The organism is Streptomyces beigongshangae (genome assembly GCF_019710745.1).
Taxonomy (GTDB): Bacteria; Actinomycetota; Actinomycetes; order Streptomycetales; family Streptomycetaceae; genus Streptomyces; species Streptomyces beigongshangae.
Window position 1 is genome coordinate 1 of sequence record NZ_JAHKJW010000101.1, and the last position, 16911, is coordinate 16911.

General features: G+C 74.7%; 15 protein-coding genes. 5 read left to right on the forward strand and 10 right to left on the reverse strand.

The window, feature by feature from the left end:
• The 6 genes from KM933_RS40080 to KM933_RS37145 all read right to left on the reverse strand — a co-directional run.
• Window positions 1-575: hypothetical protein (locus KM933_RS40080; RefSeq protein WP_430727423.1), on the reverse strand; the 575-nt coding region annotated here is incomplete at its 3' end.
• A gap of 182 nt (window positions 576-757) precedes the next feature.
• Window positions 758-1555 carry a type III pantothenate kinase gene (locus tag KM933_RS37125; RefSeq protein WP_173894660.1) on the reverse strand — a complete coding sequence of 266 codons (798 nt, stop codon included), beginning with the start codon at window positions 1553-1555 and terminating at the stop codon, window positions 758-760.
• Window positions 1556-1557: 2 nt separating this feature from the next.
• The gene (nadC, locus tag KM933_RS37130; protein ID WP_221361430.1) at window positions 1558-2595 is read right to left on the reverse strand and encodes a carboxylating nicotinate-nucleotide diphosphorylase; all 1038 of its coding nucleotides are present in this window, start codon (window positions 2593-2595) and stop codon (window positions 1558-1560) included.
• A gap of 5 nt (window positions 2596-2600) precedes the next feature.
• Window positions 2601-4517 (reverse strand): L-aspartate oxidase, encoded by a 1917-nt coding sequence (locus KM933_RS37135; protein ID WP_221361478.1) that lies wholly within the window; start codon window positions 4515-4517, stop codon window positions 2601-2603.
• An 11-nt stretch (window positions 4518-4528) separates the two neighbouring features.
• Complete coding sequence (panC, locus tag KM933_RS37140; RefSeq protein ID WP_221361432.1) at window positions 4529-5518, reverse strand: pantoate--beta-alanine ligase; 990 nt, start codon at window positions 5516-5518, stop codon at window positions 4529-4531.
• Entirely contained in the window at window positions 5515-6603 is a 1089-nt protein-coding gene (locus KM933_RS37145) for a Rossmann-like and DUF2520 domain-containing protein (RefSeq protein ID WP_430727424.1), read from the reverse strand. The genes panC and KM933_RS37145 overlap by 4 nt, the downstream gene beginning before the upstream one ends.
• A gap of 234 nt (window positions 6604-6837) precedes the next feature.
• Here KM933_RS37145 and KM933_RS37150 point away from each other — a divergent pair, with 234 nt between their 5' ends.
• Both KM933_RS37150 and KM933_RS37155 read left to right on the forward strand, forming a co-directional pair.
• Window positions 6838-8022, forward strand: a complete 1185-nt coding sequence (locus tag KM933_RS37150) for a threonine aldolase family protein (RefSeq protein ID WP_260334752.1) — start codon at window positions 6838-6840, stop codon at window positions 8020-8022.
• Window positions 8023-8149: 127 nt separating this feature from the next.
• Window positions 8150-9256: a DUF5937 family protein gene (locus KM933_RS37155; RefSeq protein WP_221361445.1), complete on the forward strand. Its 1107-nt coding sequence runs from the start codon at window positions 8150-8152 to the stop codon at window positions 9254-9256.
• A 58-nt stretch (window positions 9257-9314) separates the two neighbouring features.
• Here the strand turns inward: KM933_RS37155 and KM933_RS37160 are convergent, their stop codons facing one another.
• Window positions 9315-9989 carry a response regulator gene (locus tag KM933_RS37160; protein WP_221361447.1) on the reverse strand — a complete coding sequence of 225 codons (675 nt, stop codon included), beginning with the start codon at window positions 9987-9989 and terminating at the stop codon, window positions 9315-9317.
• A gap of 60 nt (window positions 9990-10049) precedes the next feature.
• Entirely contained in the window at window positions 10050-11252 is a 1203-nt protein-coding gene (locus KM933_RS37165) for a sensor histidine kinase (protein ID WP_221361449.1), read from the reverse strand.
• Window positions 11253-11401: 149 nt separating this feature from the next.
• Here KM933_RS37165 and KM933_RS37170 point away from each other — a divergent pair, with 149 nt between their 5' ends.
• Window positions 11402-12478: an SAM-dependent methyltransferase gene (locus KM933_RS37170; RefSeq protein WP_221361462.1), complete on the forward strand. Its 1077-nt coding sequence runs from the start codon at window positions 11402-11404 to the stop codon at window positions 12476-12478.
• A gap of 91 nt (window positions 12479-12569) precedes the next feature.
• Here the strand turns inward: KM933_RS37170 and KM933_RS37175 are convergent, their stop codons facing one another.
• Window positions 12570-13721, reverse strand: coding sequence for an NADH-quinone oxidoreductase subunit D (locus tag KM933_RS37175; RefSeq protein ID WP_221361464.1), 1152 nt, complete (start codon window positions 13719-13721; stop codon window positions 12570-12572).
• Window positions 13722-13752: 31 nt separating this feature from the next.
• Here KM933_RS37175 and KM933_RS37180 point away from each other — a divergent pair, with 31 nt between their 5' ends.
• On the forward strand, window positions 13753-14304 hold the full coding sequence (locus tag KM933_RS37180) for a PH domain-containing protein (RefSeq protein WP_260334753.1): 552 nt from the start codon (window positions 13753-13755) through the stop codon (window positions 14302-14304).
• A complete protein-coding gene (locus KM933_RS37185; protein ID WP_221361476.1) occupies window positions 14301-15635 on the forward strand; it encodes a PH domain-containing protein in 1335 nt (444 codons plus the stop codon). Before KM933_RS37180 ends, KM933_RS37185 begins: the two co-directional genes overlap by 4 nt.
• A gap of 27 nt (window positions 15636-15662) precedes the next feature.
• On the opposite strand, the gene KM933_RS40085 is transcribed toward KM933_RS37185, so the two are convergent.
• Window positions 15663-16853 carry a hypothetical protein gene (locus KM933_RS40085; protein WP_308013667.1) on the reverse strand — a complete coding sequence of 397 codons (1191 nt, stop codon included), beginning with the start codon at window positions 16851-16853 and terminating at the stop codon, window positions 15663-15665.
• Between the last annotated feature and the right edge of the window lie 58 nt (window positions 16854-16911).

The window sequence follows — 16911 nt, forward strand, 5'->3', positions numbered from 1 at the left end:
GGGCCGGGCCGGGCGGCCGGCTCACCGGCGGGCTTTCCCGCGGGTTCCCCGCCGGTGGCCGCGGCGACGGCGGGGGCGGCTACGGGGGCGGCCGCCGCGGGAGCCGTCCGGCCGCCCGGGAGGGCCGTCAGTCGGGTACGGGCAGGGGCGGGAGCGGGGGCAGAGGTGGGAGCGGGGGCGGGGGTGCGGGAGGCCGGGACCGCGAGGAGCGCGAGGCGTGTGCGCACGTCCTGCTCCGCGAGCGTGTGACAGCGGTCGAGGAGCGCAGCCGCGACGGGACTGCCGCGCAGGGCGCGCAGCGCGCTCAGGTCGTCGGGGACCGGCTGGTAGCCGGTGTCGAGGGCCTCCTCCAGGAGCGTCAGGAAGCCGGCCGCCGTTCCCGGCAGGGCGGCGCGGTAGCGGGCGAGATCGGCCAGCAGGAAGGCGCGCAGCCGGGCGCCCTCACGAGCGGCCTCGTCGACGGTCTCCACGAGGCGGAGGCAGTCCTGGACGTCCTGGGCCGAGGCGGGGCTGGGGTGCAGGGCGAGAGCGAGCACACGGCGGAGCACACGCAGCTCCTCCGCTCCGAACGCCATGCCACCGCGGGATCCGTAAGGCGTGGGCATGATCGCGACGATACGCGCTAATCAGACAAAACCCGCGGAACGAGCGGGCACGGCGTGCCGCCGTCGCCACCCGGGTGGCGGGGCTTGGCCCGGCCGGCCCTGACGGGCCCGGCCCGGTCAGGTCAGGGCCGGGGCCGGGGCCGGGGCCGGGGTCAGGTGCGGGAGATGTTGCGCTCGTACACCAGGCGCAGGCCGATGAGGGTGAGCCAGGGCTCGTGCTCGTCGATCACCGACGCCTCGCCCAGCACCATCGGGGCCAGCCCGCCCGTCGCGATGACCGTGACGTCGTCCGGGTCCTCGGCGAGTTCGCGGGCCATGCGGTGGACCACACCGTCGACCTGGCCCGCGAAGCCGTAGACGATGCCGGACTGCATGGCCTCGACGGTGTTCTTGCCGATGACGGTGCGCGGCCGGGCGATCTCGATCTTGCGGAGCTGGGCGCCGCGGACGCCCAGGGCCTCCACGGAGATCTCGATGCCGGGCGCGATGACGCCGCCGGCGTACTCCCCGCGCGCGGAGACCGCGTCGAAGGTCGTCGCCGTGCCGAAGTCGACGACGACGGCCGGCCCGCCGTAGAGCTCGACCGCCGCGACCGCGTTGATGATGCGGTCGGCGCCGACCTCCTTGGGGTTGTCCATCAGGATCGGCACGCCCGTCTTGATGCCCGGCTCGACGAGGACGGCGGGTACGTCGCCGTAGTAGCGGCGGGTCACCTCGCGCAGCTCGTGCAGGACCGAGGGGACGGTCGAGCAGATCGCGATGCCGTCGATGCCGTCGCCCAGCTCGTCGCCGAGGAGCGGGTGCATGCCCATCAGTCCCTGCAGGAGCACGGCCAGCTCGTCCGCGGTGCGGCGCGCGTCCGTGGAGATGCGCCAGTGCTCGACGATGTCCTCGCCGTCGAAGAGCCCGAGGACGGTGTGCGTGTTGCCGACGTCGATCGTGAGCAGCATGCCTACTCAGCCTCGCTCAGGAACACGTCGGGGACGTCTGCGACATCGGAGGCGTCGCGCAGGTCGAGGCCGATGTCCAGGATGGGCGAGGAGTGCGTGAGGGCGCCCACCGCGAGGAAGTCGACGCCCGTGCGCGCGTACGCCGCCGCGGTGTCCAGGGTGAGGCGGCCCGATGCCTCCAGGAGGGCCCGGCCGCCCACCAGGGCCACGGCCTCCTCGCACTCGCCGGGCGTGAAGTTGTCCAGCAGGATCAGGTCGGCGCCCGCGTCGACGACCTCGCGCAACTGGTCCAGGGTGTCGACCTCGACCTCGATCGGCACGTCGGGGAACGCCTCCCGTACGGCCTTGAACGCCCGGGCGACGCCGCCCGCGGCGACCACGTGGTTGTCCTTGACGAGCGCCGCGTCCGAGAGCGACATGCGGTGGTTGACACCGCCGCCCGTCCGGACGGCGAACTTCTCCAGGGAACGCAGGCCGGGTGTCGTCTTGCGGGTGTCCCGCACGCGCGCGCCGGTGCCCTCCAGGACGTCCGCCCACGCGCGCGTGGCCGTCGCGATGCCGGAGAGACGGCACAGCAGGTTCAGCGCGCTGCGCTCGGCCGTCAGCAGGTCGCGGGTGCGGGTCGTGACGCTCAGGAGCCGCTGTCCGGCCCGCACGCGGTCGCCGTCCTCCACATGCCGCTCGACCTCGAACTCGTCCGTGCAGACCACGGAGACGACCGCCTCGGCGATCCGCAGGCCCGCCACGACGCCGGCCTCGCGGGCGGTGAAGTCGGCGGTGGAGACGGCGTCCCCGGGGATGGTCGCGACCGTGGTCACGTCCACGCCGTGGTCGAGGTCCTCCTCCACGGCCAGGTGCGCGATGTCCTCGACCTCGACGGGATCGAGGCCCGCTTCGGAGAGGAGCTGCGCGAGGTCGGGGTCGAGCCCGCACTCGGCGTACTCGGCGTACTGCGCGTGCTCGTCGGGGCCGTACTCGCCGCAGCCGCAGCCGGCGCCGCAGCCACCGCCGTCGAGGAGGGGAAGGTCCGGAGTGCTCACTTCTGTCACTGCTCCTGAGGGCTGGGCGTGGGGGTCCCCGCGGCGCGGACGGCGTCGCGGGCCGGAGGGAGTGTCGGGGGGAAGTCTGAGGTGTCGGTGGTGTGTACCGCGAGCGTCCTGTCGGGACCGAGCCGTACGACGATGTGACGCCGCCAGGTCTCGTCGTCCCGTTCGCCCCGGTCCTCGCGCCAGTGGCAGCCGCGGGTCTCCTCGCGGAGGCGGGCGGCGGCGACGAGGACGCGGGCCACGCACAGGAGGTTGGTCGCCTCCCAGGTGTCGACGCCGGGCTCGGCCGTCTTGCCGTTCTCGTCGAGGGCGTCGAGGGCGTCCGCGTGCAGCCGTTCCAGGCGGTCGGCGGCGGTCTCCAGGGAGGCGGCCGACCGCAGGACTCCGGCACCGTCCGTCATGGCCCGCTGGATCGCGAACCGCGCCTCGGCGGCGAGCAGCGGGTGGGCGGGCTTCTGCGGCTGCTCGACGGGCGCAGGCACGGGCGCAGGCACGGACACGGGTACGGGCACACGCGCGTGGGTGTCGTTCTCCCCCCGCGCCCCCTGTTCTGCGTTCTCCCCCCGCTCCCGGTGGCGGTCCGCGATGTCCGCCGCGATGCGCTCGGCGTAGACGAGGCCCTCCAGGAGGGAGTTCGAGGCGAGCCGGTTGGCGCCGTGGACGCCCGTGCAGGCGACCTCCCCGCACGCGTACAGGCCGGGGACGGTGGTACGGCCGCGGGAGTCGGTGCGGACGCCGCCGGAGGCGTAGTGGGCGGCCGGGGCGACCGGCACGGGCTCGGTGACCGGGTCGATGCCGTGGGCACGGCAGGCGGCCAGGATCGTGGGGAAGCGGTGCTCCCACATACGGGCGCCGAAGTGCCGGGCGTCCAGGTACATGTGCTGGGCGCCCTGCTCCCGCATGCGCCGCATGATGCCCTTGGCGACGATGTCCCGGGGCGCCAGCTCGGCGAGCTCGTGCTGGCCGACCATGAAGCGCACACCCGCCGCGTCGACCAGGTGGGCGCCCTCGCCCCGCACCGCCTCGGACACCAGCGGCTGCTGGCCCTCGGCGTCCGGGCCTAGGAACAGCACGGTCGGGTGGAACTGCACGAACTCCAGGTCGCTGACCTCGGCCCCGGCCCGCAGGGCGAGGGCGACGCCGTCGCCGGTGGACACCGAGGGATTGGTCGTCGCCGAGAAGACCTGGCCCATGCCGCCGGTCGCCAGGACCACGGCGGGCGCGCGGACGGCTCCCACGCCGTCGTGCTGGCCCTCTCCCATGACGTGCAGGGTGACGCCGGCCGTACGCCCTTCGGCGTCCGTGAGGAGGTCCAGGACGAGCGCGTTCTCGACCGTGCGTATTCCCGCCCGCCGCCCACCACCGCCCTCGTCCGAGAGCGCTTCGCGCCCGTCCCGCCCGCTTGCGCGGACCGCCTCGACGAGGGCCCGGGAGATCTCGGCGCCGGTCGCGTCGCCGCCCGCGTGGGCGATCCGGCGGCGGTGGTGGCCGCCCTCGCGGGTCAGCTCCAGGCCGCCCTCCTCGGACTCGTCGAAGCGGGCACCGGTCCCGATGAGGCGGCGGACGGCGTCGGGACCCTCGGTGACGAGGATGCGGACGGCCTCCTCGTCGCAGAGGCCGGCACCCGCCACCAGGGTGTCGTCGAGGTGCTGCGCGGGGGTGTCGCCCTCCCCCAGGGCCGCGGCTATGCCGCCCTGGGCCCAGCGGGTCGAGCCGTCGTCGAGGCGCGCCTTGGTGACGACGACCGTCCGCAGGCCGGCCGCCTCGCAGCGCAGGGCGGCGGTGAGCCCGGCGACCCCGGAGCCGACGACCACGACGTCGGCCGTCAGGGACCAGCCGGGCGCGGGCGCGTGCAGGCGGGGGAGGGCGGCGCGGGGCGCTCCCGGTCGAGGGCGGCGGGCACCGGGCGGGCGTATGCCTGTGCTGGTCACGAGGCGGCTCCGAAGGTCAGCGGAATGTTGTCGATCAGCCGGGTCGTGCCGACCCGGGCGGCGACGGCGAGGACGGCCTCGCCGGTGTAGCCGTCCGGGACCTCGGTGAAGTCGGACGGATCGACCAGTGCCAAGTAGTCCAGGGCGAGCGGAGGGCTGAGGCGGGCCGCCTCGTCGAGGACCAGCCGGGCGGCGGCACGGACCGCGGCGGGACCTCCGGGGGCCGCCTTGGCGACGGCGTGCGTGTCGGCGGCCGCGCGGGACTCGCCGATGGCGCTGAGGGCCTCGGCACGCGCGTGCGTGGCGGGCACTTCGCGGGCCCGTGCGCGCAGGGCCTCCTGGGCGGCGTGCCGGTCGCCGCCCGCGAACAGGGCCCGGGAGAGCGCGAGCGCGGTGCGGCGCTCGCCGGCCGACAGGTAGCGGTTGCGGCTGGACAGGGCGAGGCCGTCCGCCTCGCGCACCGTGGGGACACCGACGATCTCCACGCCGAAGTTCAGGTCGCGCACCATGCGGCGGATCAGGGCGAGCTGCTGGGCGTCCTTCTGCCCGTACAGCGCCACGTCGGGCCTGGTGAGGTGCAGGAGCTTGGCGACGACGGTGAGCACGCCGTCGAAGTGCCCGGGGCGCGCCGAGCCCTCCAGGCGCTCCCCCATGGGTCCCGCGCTGACGCGCACCTGGGGTTCGCCGCCCGGGTAGACCTCGTCCACGGCGGGGGCGAACACGGCGTCCGCGCCCGCCTGCTCGGCGATCTTGATGTCGGCGTCCAGGGTGCGCGGGTAGCGGTCGAGGTCCTCGCCCGCGCCGAACTGGAGGGGGTTCACGAAGACGGTGACGACGACCTCGCCGTCGCCCGCGAGCTCCCGGGCGGTGCGGATCAGGGTGGCGTGCCCCTCGTGCAGGGCGCCCATCGTCATGACGACGGCCCGGCGGCCCGTGCGTACGCGCGCGTGGAGCTCGTCGGCGGTGCTCAGCAGGACGGTGGTCATCGGGCGTCTCCTTCGGTCCCGTCGGGGCTTTCGGAACCGGTGGGGTCTCCGGGACCGGCGAGGTCTCCGGGACCGGCAGGGTCTCCGGAATCAGTGGGTTCTCCGGAATCAGTGGGTTCTCCGGGACCGGTGGGGTTTTCGGAACCGCTGGAGTCTTGGGGACCGCTGGAGTCTTCGGGTCCAGTGGGGACTTCGGGACCGGTGGAGCCCGTCGGACAGGTGGGGCTCGTCGGACCGGTGGAGCCCGTCGGACCGCCGGGCCTGTTGGCGAGTACGTCCAGGAGGTCCTCGGCGAACTCCGGCTTGAGCAGGCCGTGGGCGAGGGCCCGGTCGGCGGTCGCGCGGGCCATCGCCAGATAGCCGGCGACGGTCTGCGGCGCGTGCTTGTGCAACTCGGCGACGTGCGCCGCGACCGTACCCGCGTCGCCGCGCGCGACCGGTCCGGTCAGCGCGGCGTCGCCCGACCTGAGGGCGTTGTCCAGGGCGGCGCCCAGCAGCGGGCCCAGCATCCGGTCCGGGGCGTCGACCCCCGCCGCGCGCAGCAGGTCCATGGACTGGGCGACCAGCGTGACCAGGTGGTTGGCACCGAGCGCGAGGGCCGCGTGGTAGAGCGGCCGGGCCTCCTCGGCGATCCACTCGGGTTCACCGCCCATCTCGATGACGAGGGCCTCGGCGGCCAGTCGCAGCTCCGCGGGGGCGGTGATCCCGAAGGAGCAGCCGGCGAGCCGCTGCACGTCCACGGGGGTGCCGCTGAACGTCATCGCGGGGTGCAGGGCGAGGGGCAGCGCCCCGGCGCGCAGGGCGGGGTCCAGAATTTTCGTCCCGTACCGGCCGGACGTGTGGACGAGCAGTTGCCCCGGACGGACGGAACCCGTGTCGGCGAGTCCCTCCACTAGCCCCGGCAGGGCGTCGTCGGGGACCGTGAGCAGTACTAGGTCGGCGCGGGCCAGGACCTGCTCGGGCGTCACCAGCGGCACGTCGGGCAGCAGTCGCTCGGCACGGCGCCTGGAGGCGTCGGAGACCCCGGACACGGCCACGGGGCGGTGCCCGGCGAGCTGGAGCGACGCGGCCAGGGCGGGGCCCACGCGCCCGGCGCCGACGACACCGACGGTGAGCCGCGCGGGGCGGTCCCTGGGGTCTGGCCTTGAATCTGGCTGGGGGAATGCACTCACTCGGCAGCGGCCTTCCGTTCCAGTCCGCTCGGGGTACCGGACGCTTTCTCGTCATGCTAACGCGATCGGTCCCTGCGCAGTTTTCCCGTCCACGGGCTGTGGGGAATCCGGGTGACCTCGGCGGCGGTGTCCTGGATGATCCGGAGCATGAGCGATGCGGCGGAACAGGAAGAACCAGGAAAAGGCGGGGAACCGGAAGAAACAGCCGACCAGCTGCGCGAGCGGCGCAGGGTCGCCTGGCGAGGAGCGCGCCGGGCACTGTGGCGGCCCGGTTTCCGCTCCACCGTCGGCGAACTGCTGGCCCGGCTGACGGAGGGCGCGCCGGACGTCTACGACCTCGATCTGCCGGTGGACATGTACGGCGACAGGATCGTCGAGACCCTGGAGGAGCGGGTCGCCGGCCTGCTCGGCACGGAGGCCGCAGCCTTCTTCCCCTCGGGCACCATGGCCCAGCAGGTCGCGCTGCGCTGCTGGGCGGGGCGTACGGGCAACGCGACGGTGGCGATGCACCCCCTGTCCCATCCGGAGATCCACGAACGGCACGCCCTGAGCACCCTCGGCGGCCTGCGGACCGTCCATCCGACGCGCGAGCCGCGGACGCCCTCCGCCGACGAGGTGCGCGACCTGGGCGAGCCCTTCGGGACGCTCTTCCTGGAACTGCCCCTGCGGGAGGCCGGTTTCACCCTGCCCACCTGGGAGGAACTGGTCGCCGTCACGGACGCGGCCCGCGAACGCGACGCCGTGGTGCACGTGGACGGCGCCCGCCTGTGGGAGTGCGCCACCCATTTCGGCCGCCCCCTGGACGAGATCGCGGCTCTCGCGGACAGCGTCTACATGTCCTTCTACAAGTCGCTGGGCGGCTTCGGGGGCGCCGCGCTCGCGGGCCCCGGGACGCTGGTCGACGAGGCGAAGGCATGGCGCCACCGGTACGGCGGGCAGGTGCTGCAGCAGTTCCCCACCGTCCTGTCCGCGCTGATCGGCCTGGAGAGGGAACTGCCCCGGCTCCCGGAGTACGTGGCCCACGCGCGCGTGGTCGCCGCGGCGCTGCGGGAGGGGCTCGCCGGGGCCGGGCTGCCCTGGGCGCGGGTCCACCCGGAGGAGCCGCACACGCACCAGTTCCAGGTGTGGCTGCCGTACGGGGACGGCGTCCTGAACGCGGCGGGGATGCGCCAGGCGGAGGAGACGGGCGTCTCCCTCTTCCCGCAGGTCTGGGTGCGGGGTGGGCCCGGCCTGGCGCACACGGAGGTCACGGTGGGCGCGCCGGGCCTGGAGTGGACGGCGGACGACGTACGGGCCGCCGCGGCGGGGTTCGCGGCGCGGCTGCCCCGCTGACCCGTCCGGCCGGACCGCGCCCCCTCGCCGCCTCTCCCCTCGCCTCCCCTTTCCTCCCCGACTCCCCGATTGACGGCGCTCGTCAATCGGCGGCCGCGTCGTCGGCGGCGGGGTGCACCATGAGGTCATGAGCGTGACCATCGACATCTCCGGGCTGCGCAGGGAGCGGGTGGCCGTCGTGCCCTCGCCCCTGGGTGAGTTGTGCATGGCACTGCACGCGCTGTCCGAGCCAGGCCACCACCCCGGCCTGCAGGGCTGGGCGGCCGGTGTGACCGCCCGGCTCGACCCGCGCCTGGCCGACCGGATGTGCGAGGCCGACTTCCTGTGGCGGACGACGTTCTCGGACGTGTTCCTCCCGTACCCGGGCGCGGCGGGCGGCATCGCGCTCCCCGGTGCCACCCTCGCGGAGGAGCTGGACCTGATCGACAAGCTGACCGACGAGCAGTTCGTGGACGCGGCGCTGGAGTTCACCTGCGCGCTCCCGTACGACGTGCGGGGCGCCGGCGCCCTCGCCGACGCCGGCTCCCGGAGACGGGCCCTGGAGCTCGCCGCCGCGCGCGGGCCCCGGCCGGCGGAGTTCACCGAGCGGCTGCTGGCCGATCCGCCGCGGATCCGGGCCTGGCTGCGGCAGTTCCTGGAGGACTGCGACGAGGCGTTCTTCGCCGAGACCTGGTCACGGCTGCGCCACCAGCTCACGGCGGACGCCCGCCGCAAGACGGACCTGCTCGGGCGCCGGGGCCTGGCCGAGGCGCTGGCGTCGGTGTCGCCCGCGGTGGCGCTCGACGAGGCCGGCGGCCGGATCGTCGTCGACAAGCTGGGCGAGGGCCGCACCGCGATCCGGGACGGCGGTCTGCTGCTGGTGCCGACGAGCCTCGGCTGGCCGCACCTCACGGTGCTGCACCGGTACGGCTGGCAACCCGTGATCCACTACCCGGTCGGCTCGCCCGAACTGTCGGTGCCGACCTCCGTCGAGCAGCTGACCCTGCGGATGACCGCCCTGGCACATCCGACGCGGATGCGACTGTGCCGGAGCCTTGCCCGCAGCGCGTTCACCACGGGCGAGCTGGCGCAGACGTACGGTATGACGGCTCCCGAGATATCCCGGCACCTGGGTGTGCTGAAGAAGGCGGGCCTGCTCACCACCCGCCGCCGCGGACGGTACGTCCTGCACCAGCTGGACGTCACGATGGTGGCCCGCCTGGGCAGCGACTTCCTGGAGGGAATCCTCCGCTGACCCGCACGCCCCGCGCTCCCCGACCGGTGCACCCCCGCCCGGCGCCCGGCCCTCCCCCTCAGCCGCCCTGCCCCCCGGCCCGTACCAGTCCCGTCTCGTACGCCAGGACCACGACCTGGACGCGGTCGCGCAGGCCCAGCTTGGTGAGGATGCGGCCCACGTGGGTCTTGACCGTCGCCTCGGAGAGGACGAGCCGGGCCGCGATCTCGCCGTTCGACAGCCCCTGCGCGACCAGGATCATGACCTCGCGCTCGCGGCCGGTGAGCCGCTCCAGCTCCTTGTGCTGGGGCTCCTTGCCCGCGGCGGGCAGCAGCGGCGCGAACCGGTCGAGCAGGCGCCTGGTCGTCGAGGGCGCGACCACCGCGTCCCCGCTGTGCACGGAGCGGATCGCGGCGAGGAGCTCGCCGGGCGGCACGTCCTTGAGCATGAAGCCGGAGGCGCCCGCCTTGAGCCCGGAGAAGGCGTACTCGTCGAGGTCGAAGGTGGTCAGGATCAGCACCTTCGGCGGGTTCGGGTCCGAGCAGACGCGGCGGGTCGTCTCGACGCCGTCCAGCTTGGGCATCCGGACGTCCATCAGGACCACGTCGACGGCCGCCCCGCGCAGTACCCGCAGGGCCTCCACGCCGTCGCCCGCCTCCGCCACGACCTCCATGTCCGGCTGGGCGTCCAGCACCATCCGGAAGCCGGTGCGCAGCAGCGCCTGGTCGTCGACGAGCATCACGCGGATCGGCATGGGGAGGTCCTCCGGTCGGGGTTCATGGGACGTGCACGTGTCAGCACATGCCAACACGTGTCAACGGGCGGGCTTCAGCGGGAGCAGCGCGCTGATGCGGAAGCCTCCGCCGGGACGCGGCCCGGCGTCCAGGGTGCCGCCGACCATGCCGATGCGCTCCCGCATACCGATCAGGCCGTGGCCCTGGCCGTCCACCCCGCCCTCCTCGTACAGCTCGTGCGGAGCGCCCTTGCCGTCGTCCTCGACGAGCAGGCCGAGCCCGTCGTCGAAGTAGACCAGGCGCACGCTCGCGCCCGCGTTGGGCCCCCCGTGCTTGCGGGTGTTGGTGAGGGCCTCCTGCACGATGCGGTACGCGGTCAGCTCGACGCCGCTGGGCAGCGGCCGCGGAGTGCCCTCGATCCTGAAGTCGACGGGGAGGCCGGAGGTCCGGCACTGCTCGATCAGGTCGTCGAGCTGTTCCACGTCGGGCTGCGGCACGTACTCGCCGGACTCCTGGTGCTCGCCGGTGCGCAGGACGCCCAGCAGGCGGCGCATCTCGGCGAGGGCCTGCCGGCCCGTCCCGGAGATGGTCTCCAGGGCCTTCTTCGCCTGGTCGGGCGCGGAGTCGAGGACGTACGCGGCCCCGTCGGCCTGCACCACCATCACCGAGACGTTGTGCGCGACCACGTCGTGCAGCTCGCGGGCGATCCGGGCGCGCTCGGCGGCGACCGCGACCTTGGCCTGTGCCTCGCGCTCCCTCTCCAGCCGGGCGGCCCGCTCCTCCAGCTGCGCGAAGTAGGCGCGGCGGGTCCGCAGGGAGTCGCCGAGGACCCAGGCGAGGGCGAAGGGCACCGTCTGGAAGATCACCACCGCGATCCGGCCGCCGACGCCGATGTGCTCCTCCGGCCAGCGCAGCTGCGCCAGCGGGGCCGCGCACAGGCCCGCCGTCAGGGCGAGCCGGGACGCCCACCGGGTGCCGTTCGAGGCGACCGTGAAGGTGATCACCAGCAGCGCGAAGTCGGCCGGCACGAGCGGCATGTCCAGCACCAGCTGCGCCGCGCCCAGGGAGACGGCGAGGACCAGCATCGTCTCGGGCATGCGCCTGCGCAGCGCGATCACCAGGCACAGCAGGAGGGTGATCGGGACGGTCACCACCGGGAGGTCGGTCCCGATGCCCTCCTGCCCGGCCGTTCCACTCACGACCGAGATCCCGAACAGGACGACGGCCCAGAAGCCGTCGACCAGGGTCGGGTGCCTGCGGAGAAAATCATAGAGGCGCTGCACGTGACCCAGCGTAGGGAAGCGTGTTGTGTGCAGGGGTCAACCGGAGGGTCGATCCGTGACCGGCGCGTGTACTCCCCAAGGTGGAGGCCGTCGTGCATCCGGCCTTTAGCCTGGCCCGATGACGACGACGGGAAGCGGGTGCGGGCGCGGTGCGGTGTGAGACAGCGGCCGGGGCGCGCGGGTGGCGCCGGGCGACCGAGGAGGCGCTGTACGGGCCCTCCGGTTTCTACCGCCGGCCGGAGGGGCCCGCCGGTCATTTCCGTACCTCGGTGCACGCGTCACCGCTCTTCGCGGGGGCCGTGGCCCGGCTGCTCGGGCTCGTCGACGAGGCGCTCGGCCGCCCCGCCGAACTCGCCTTCGTCGACATGGGCGCGGGACGCGGCGAGCTGGTGACCGCGGTCCTGCGGGCGCTCCCCGCCGATACGGGCTCCCGCGCGCGCGGGTACGCGGTCGAGCGCGCCGCCCGCCCCGCCGGTCTCGATCGCCGCGTCGAGTGGCTCCCGCAGCCGCCGCCGGGCGTCACGGGGCTGCTGTTCGCCAACGAGTGGCTCGACAACGTGCCGGTGGACGTGGTGGAGGTGGACGCCCACGGGGTGCCCCGGCTCGTCCTCGTGGACGCGGACGGGACGGAGGCCCTCGGAGAGCCGGTGGCGGGGGCGGACGCGCGGTGGCTGGCGCGGTGGTGGCCGCTCACGGCTCCCGGCGCCCCATCGGCTCCCGGCGCTCCATCGGCTTCTGGCTCCCCCTCGGCCCCCGGCTCCCCGTTGCAAGGGCTCCGGGCCGAGGTCGGCCGTCCGAGGGACGCCGCCTGGGCGGCCGCCGTGGCGGGGCTGGACCGCGGTCTCGCCGTCGCCGTCGACTACGGGCACAGCGCGGCGGCACGGCCGCCCTTCGGCACGCTGACGGGCTTCAGGGACGGCCGGGAGACGGCCCCCGTGCCGGACGGTTCCTGCGACCTCACCGCCCACGTGGCGCTGGACGCGTGCGCCCTGCCGGGCGGCCGGCTGCTGAGCCAGCGGGAGGCGCTGCGGGCGCTGGGCGTGAGCGGGGAGCGGCCGCCGTTGTCCCTGGCCGGTACGGACCCGGCGGCCTACGTACGGGCCCTGGCGGGCGCGGGCGAGGCCGCCGAGCTGACCGCCCGGGGCGGACTGGGCGACTTCGGCTGGCTGGTCCAGCCGGTGGGCATCCCGGACCCGCTGCCCGACGGCGACCGGCCCGCCGGGTAGCGGGCCGGTCGCCGGACAGCCGGCCGTCGGACAGCGGGCCGCCACCCGGCAGCCCGCCACCCGGCAGCCCGCCATCCGGCAGCCCACCGCCCTACTTGTCGATGTCCCCCACCACGAAGAACAGCGACCCCAGGATCGCCACCATGTCCGCGACCAGCGTCCCCGGCAGCAGCTCGGTGAGCGCCTGGATGTTGTTGTACGAGGCGGAGCGCAGCTTCAGCCGGTACGGCGTCTTCTCGCCCTTGCTGACGAGGTAGTAGCCGTTGATGCCGAGGGGGTTCTCGGTCCAGGCGTACGTGTGGCCCTCGGGGGCCTTCAGGACCTTGGGCAGCCGCTGGTTGACCGGGCCCGGCGGCAGCTCCGCGAGCCGGTCCAGGCAGGCGTCCGCGAGGTCGAGCGCGTTGTGGGTCTGCTCCAGGAGGCACTCGAAACGGGCCAGGCAGTCGCCCTCCCGCCGCGTGACGACCTTCAGGGTGTCCTGGAGTTCCCCGTACGCGAGGTAGGGCTCGTCCCGGCGCAGGTCGAAGTCGACACCGGAGGCACGGGCGATCGGCCCGCTCACCCCGTAGGCGTGCACCGCCTCCGGGGAGAGCACCCCGACCCCGCGGGTGCGCCCCCGGAAGATCTCGTTGCCGAGGACCAGTCCGTCGAACCGGTCCATCCGGGAACGCACCCCGGAGACGGCGGCGCGCACGCGCGCGGCCCAGCCGGCCGGCAGGTCCTCCTTCAGGCCCCCCACCCGGTTGAACATGTAGTGCATGCGCCCGCCGGAGACCTCCTCCATGACGTGCTGCAGCTCCTCGCGCTCGGTGAACGCGTAGAAGATCGGGGTGATCCCGCCCAGCTCCAGGGGGTACGACCCGAGGAACATCAGGTGGTTCAGGACGCGGTTCAGCTCGGCGAGGAGCGTACGGATCCACACCGCGCGCGGGGGCACCTCCATGCCGAGCATCCGCTCCACACCGAGGACCACGCCCAGCTCGTTCGAGAAGGCGGAGAGCCAGTCGTGGCGGTTGGCCAGCATGATGATCTGCCGGTAGTCGCGCGCCTCGAAGAGCTTCTCCGCGCCGCGGTGCATATAGCCGATCACCGGCTCCGCGTGCTGGATCCGTTCACCGTCGAGGACGAGCCTCAGTCGCAGCACACCATGGGTGGACGGATGCTGGGGCCCGATGTTGAGCACCATGTCGGTGCTTTCCGCGGCACCGCCGATACCGACCATGGTCTCCGTCGTAGGAGTCATGCGGACAGTGTGGCGTACGTACGCTTGCGGCATGGAGACGGGGACCTCGCGGAACGCGGGGCGGACGACGGGACAGCCGGCGGCACGGCCGACGGGGCGACCGACGGGGCACGCGGCGGACGAGCCGGTCTGGATCGGCCTGCCGCCGGGGCTGCTGAGGATGCGACGGCTGCTGCTGGTGGTGTGGCTGGGGTCGCTGACCATCGGCACGGCCCTGCTGTCCGGCCTGCTCGCCGGGCCCGGCTGGGCGGCCTTCGCCCTGCTGCCGCTCGCGGTGCTGCTGTGGGGCTGGCCGATGCTGGGCCGCAACTGGCGGTCCTGGCGCTACGCCGAGCGGGCGGACGACCTGCTGATCAGCCGGGGTGTCCTGTGGCGCAAGGAGACCGTCGTGCCGTACGGGCGCATGCAGCTGGTCGAGGTCACCTCCGGGCCCGTGGAGCGGCACTTCGGGCTGGCGAGCGTGCAGCTGCACACGGCGGCCGCGGCGACGGACGCCCGCATCACGGGGCTCGACCCGGCGGAGGCGGAACGTTTGCGCGACCGGCTGACCGAGCTGGGCGAGGCCCGATCGGCAGGGCTGTGACGACGCCGTCGGGCGGGGCGCGCGGGGCCGGGAAGGACGCGCCCGTGCTGCGCGAGCGGCGGCTGCACCCCGTGACGCCGCTGCGGCGGGCGTGGGCGCCGGTCGCCGTGATCGCCGGATGGGCGGTGCACGATCCCGACCAGGCCCAGCGGCAGCTGACCCGGCTCACGACGACCACGCTGCTGGCCGTCCTCGCCGCGGCCGTCCTGGGAGCCGCCCTCTACGGCTTTCTGAGCTGGTGGTCCACGCACTTCGCGGTGACCGACACGGAACTGCGCATCCGTACGGGCCTGGTGTTCCGGCGTACCGCGCACATCAGGCTCGAACGGCTCCAGGCGGTCGACGTCACCCAGCCGCTGCTGGCCCGCGTGGCCGGCGTCGCCAAGCTCAAGCTGGACGTCGTCGGGGCCGACAAGAAGGACGAGCTGGCGTACCTGGGCCAGGAGGAGGCCCGGGTGCTGCGGGCCGAACTGCTCGCCCGGGCCGCCGGTTTCGCGCCCGAGACCGCGCACGAGGTGGGCGAGGCGCCGGCCCGGCAGCTGCTGCACGTACCGGCCGGGGTGCTCGCCGTCTCGCTCCTCCTGACCGGGGCCACCTGGGCGACGCTGGCCGCCGCGCTGGTCGTACCGCCCGTGCTGTGGTTCGCCACCCACAGCGTGTGGACGGTGCTCGCGACGGCGCTGCCCCTGCTGGGCGCGGCCGGCGCGAGCAGTGTGGGGCGGTTCGTCAGCGAGTACGACTGGACCGTGGGGGAGTCGCCGGACGGGCTGCGCATCGACCACGGACTGCTCGACCGCACGCACGAGACGGTGCCGCCCGGACGCGTCCAGACCGTACGCGTCGTCGAGCCGCTCCTGTGGCGGCGGCGCGGCTGGGTCCGGGTCGAGCTGGACGTGGCGGGCTCCGCCAACTCCGTGCTCGTACCGGTCGCCCCGCGCGAGGTCGCCGAGTCGGTCGTCGCACGGGTGCTGCCCGGGGTGAACGTGCCGGCCGGTTTCGCGCCGTCACCGCGCCGGGCTGCCTGGTGCGTGCCGTTCTGGTGGCGGGGTTACGGGCTCGCCGTGACCGACACCGTCTTCGTGGCCCGGCGGGGGCTGCTGCGCCGCAGCGTCGCGCTCGTGCCGCACGCCAAGGTGCAGAGCGTGCGCCTGGAGCAGGGGCCGTGGCAGCACCGCAGGGGGCTCGCGGACGTCCATGTGGACACCGGGGCCGACAAGACGGTGACGGCCAGGCTGCGGGACGCCTCGGAGGCGGCGGAGCTGCTGTACGCGCAGGCCGACCGGTCGCTCACCGGCCGCCGGGAGGCCCGGCCGGACCGCTGGATGGCCTGAGGGCAGCGGCTGGCCGGGACCCGGGGGTCAAGAGACCGCGCTGCGCAGTCCCGTCACGTCGATCGGTTCCGTCTCGTCGTGCGCGGTCAGGTCGATGACCTGGCCGACACCGCGGTACTCCTCGTCCGCGGGCTTGAACCCGGCCTCGGACTCGGCCTTGTGCAGCGCGAGCGCCTCCTGCCCCACCACGTCGGCGAGGTCCTCGTTCTGCACGGCTTCCAGCGCCTCCGCGCCCTTCTGCGTACCGAAGAAGTCGAAGCCGCCCTCGGCCGCGGGACGCCGCACGGGCGTGGCCGGTGCGACCGCCACGGCCGTCGGCACGGTGAAGTGCCCGGTGGACCGCGGGGGCTGCGCGGGCTCCGGACCCTGCGCGGGAGCGTGCGCGGGTTCGGTGGCCGGCGCGGGTTCGGTGGCGGAGGCGTTGTCCGCCTGAGGCGTCGTGCGGGCCGCGGTGGACCGCGAGCGCGGTCGTACCGTCCCGTTCGGCTGTGCACGGGCCCGTACGGACTCGGCGGACCGTGGGGGCGCCGGTGCGGTCGCGGCGGCCGTGCGCTCGTGCCCGCCGGCCGCCTCGGGCTTCCCCGGCGTCCCGCCCTCCTGCCGGGTCTCGCTCCCGGACGGCGCACCCGTCATGGTGCCGCCCGCCGTGGAGGCGCCCTTCGGGGCACCACCGGGCCGGGGCGCCCCCCTGCCGGGGCCGCCCGGCGGGGGCGAGCCCTTCCGGGTGCCGCCGTTCGCCGGGATCCCCTTGCCGGGGCCGCCCGGACCGCCCCTGGAGGGAGTGGTCGGCGCGGGGTCGTCCGGATACGGGCCGCCGTCCGGAGTCGAGCCGTCCGCCGCCGGGCCGCCTGCTGTCGGGCCGCCTGCTGTCGGCTCGTCCGCGGGAGCGTCCGTCTGCGCGGCGCCGCTCTGCGGTGAACCGGCCTCGGCGAACACGGAGGCGGCCGTTCCGGAGGTGGCGGCGCCGGCTTTCACACCAGCGGCGGCAGCGGTGGTGGTAGCGGCGGCGGCTTCGGCGGAGCCGGAGGCCGGTGCGGGTTCACCACCCGCCGGCGGGCCGGCGGCAGGCCGGCCCGCCGCAGCCGTGTCCCCGCCCGCGTCGGCCCGGGGGGCCCTCGCGAGCCGGTCCAGTGCCGCGTTGGCCTTCACGTAGAGGACCGAGGCCGCCGAGGACGCCGCGAGGGCCGCCTGCACCGTCGCCGCCGTCGCCTCGGGCACCGCCGCCCCGGGCGCCGTGTCGGCGAGTGCCTCGGGGGCCGCCTGCCCGGCGACCGGC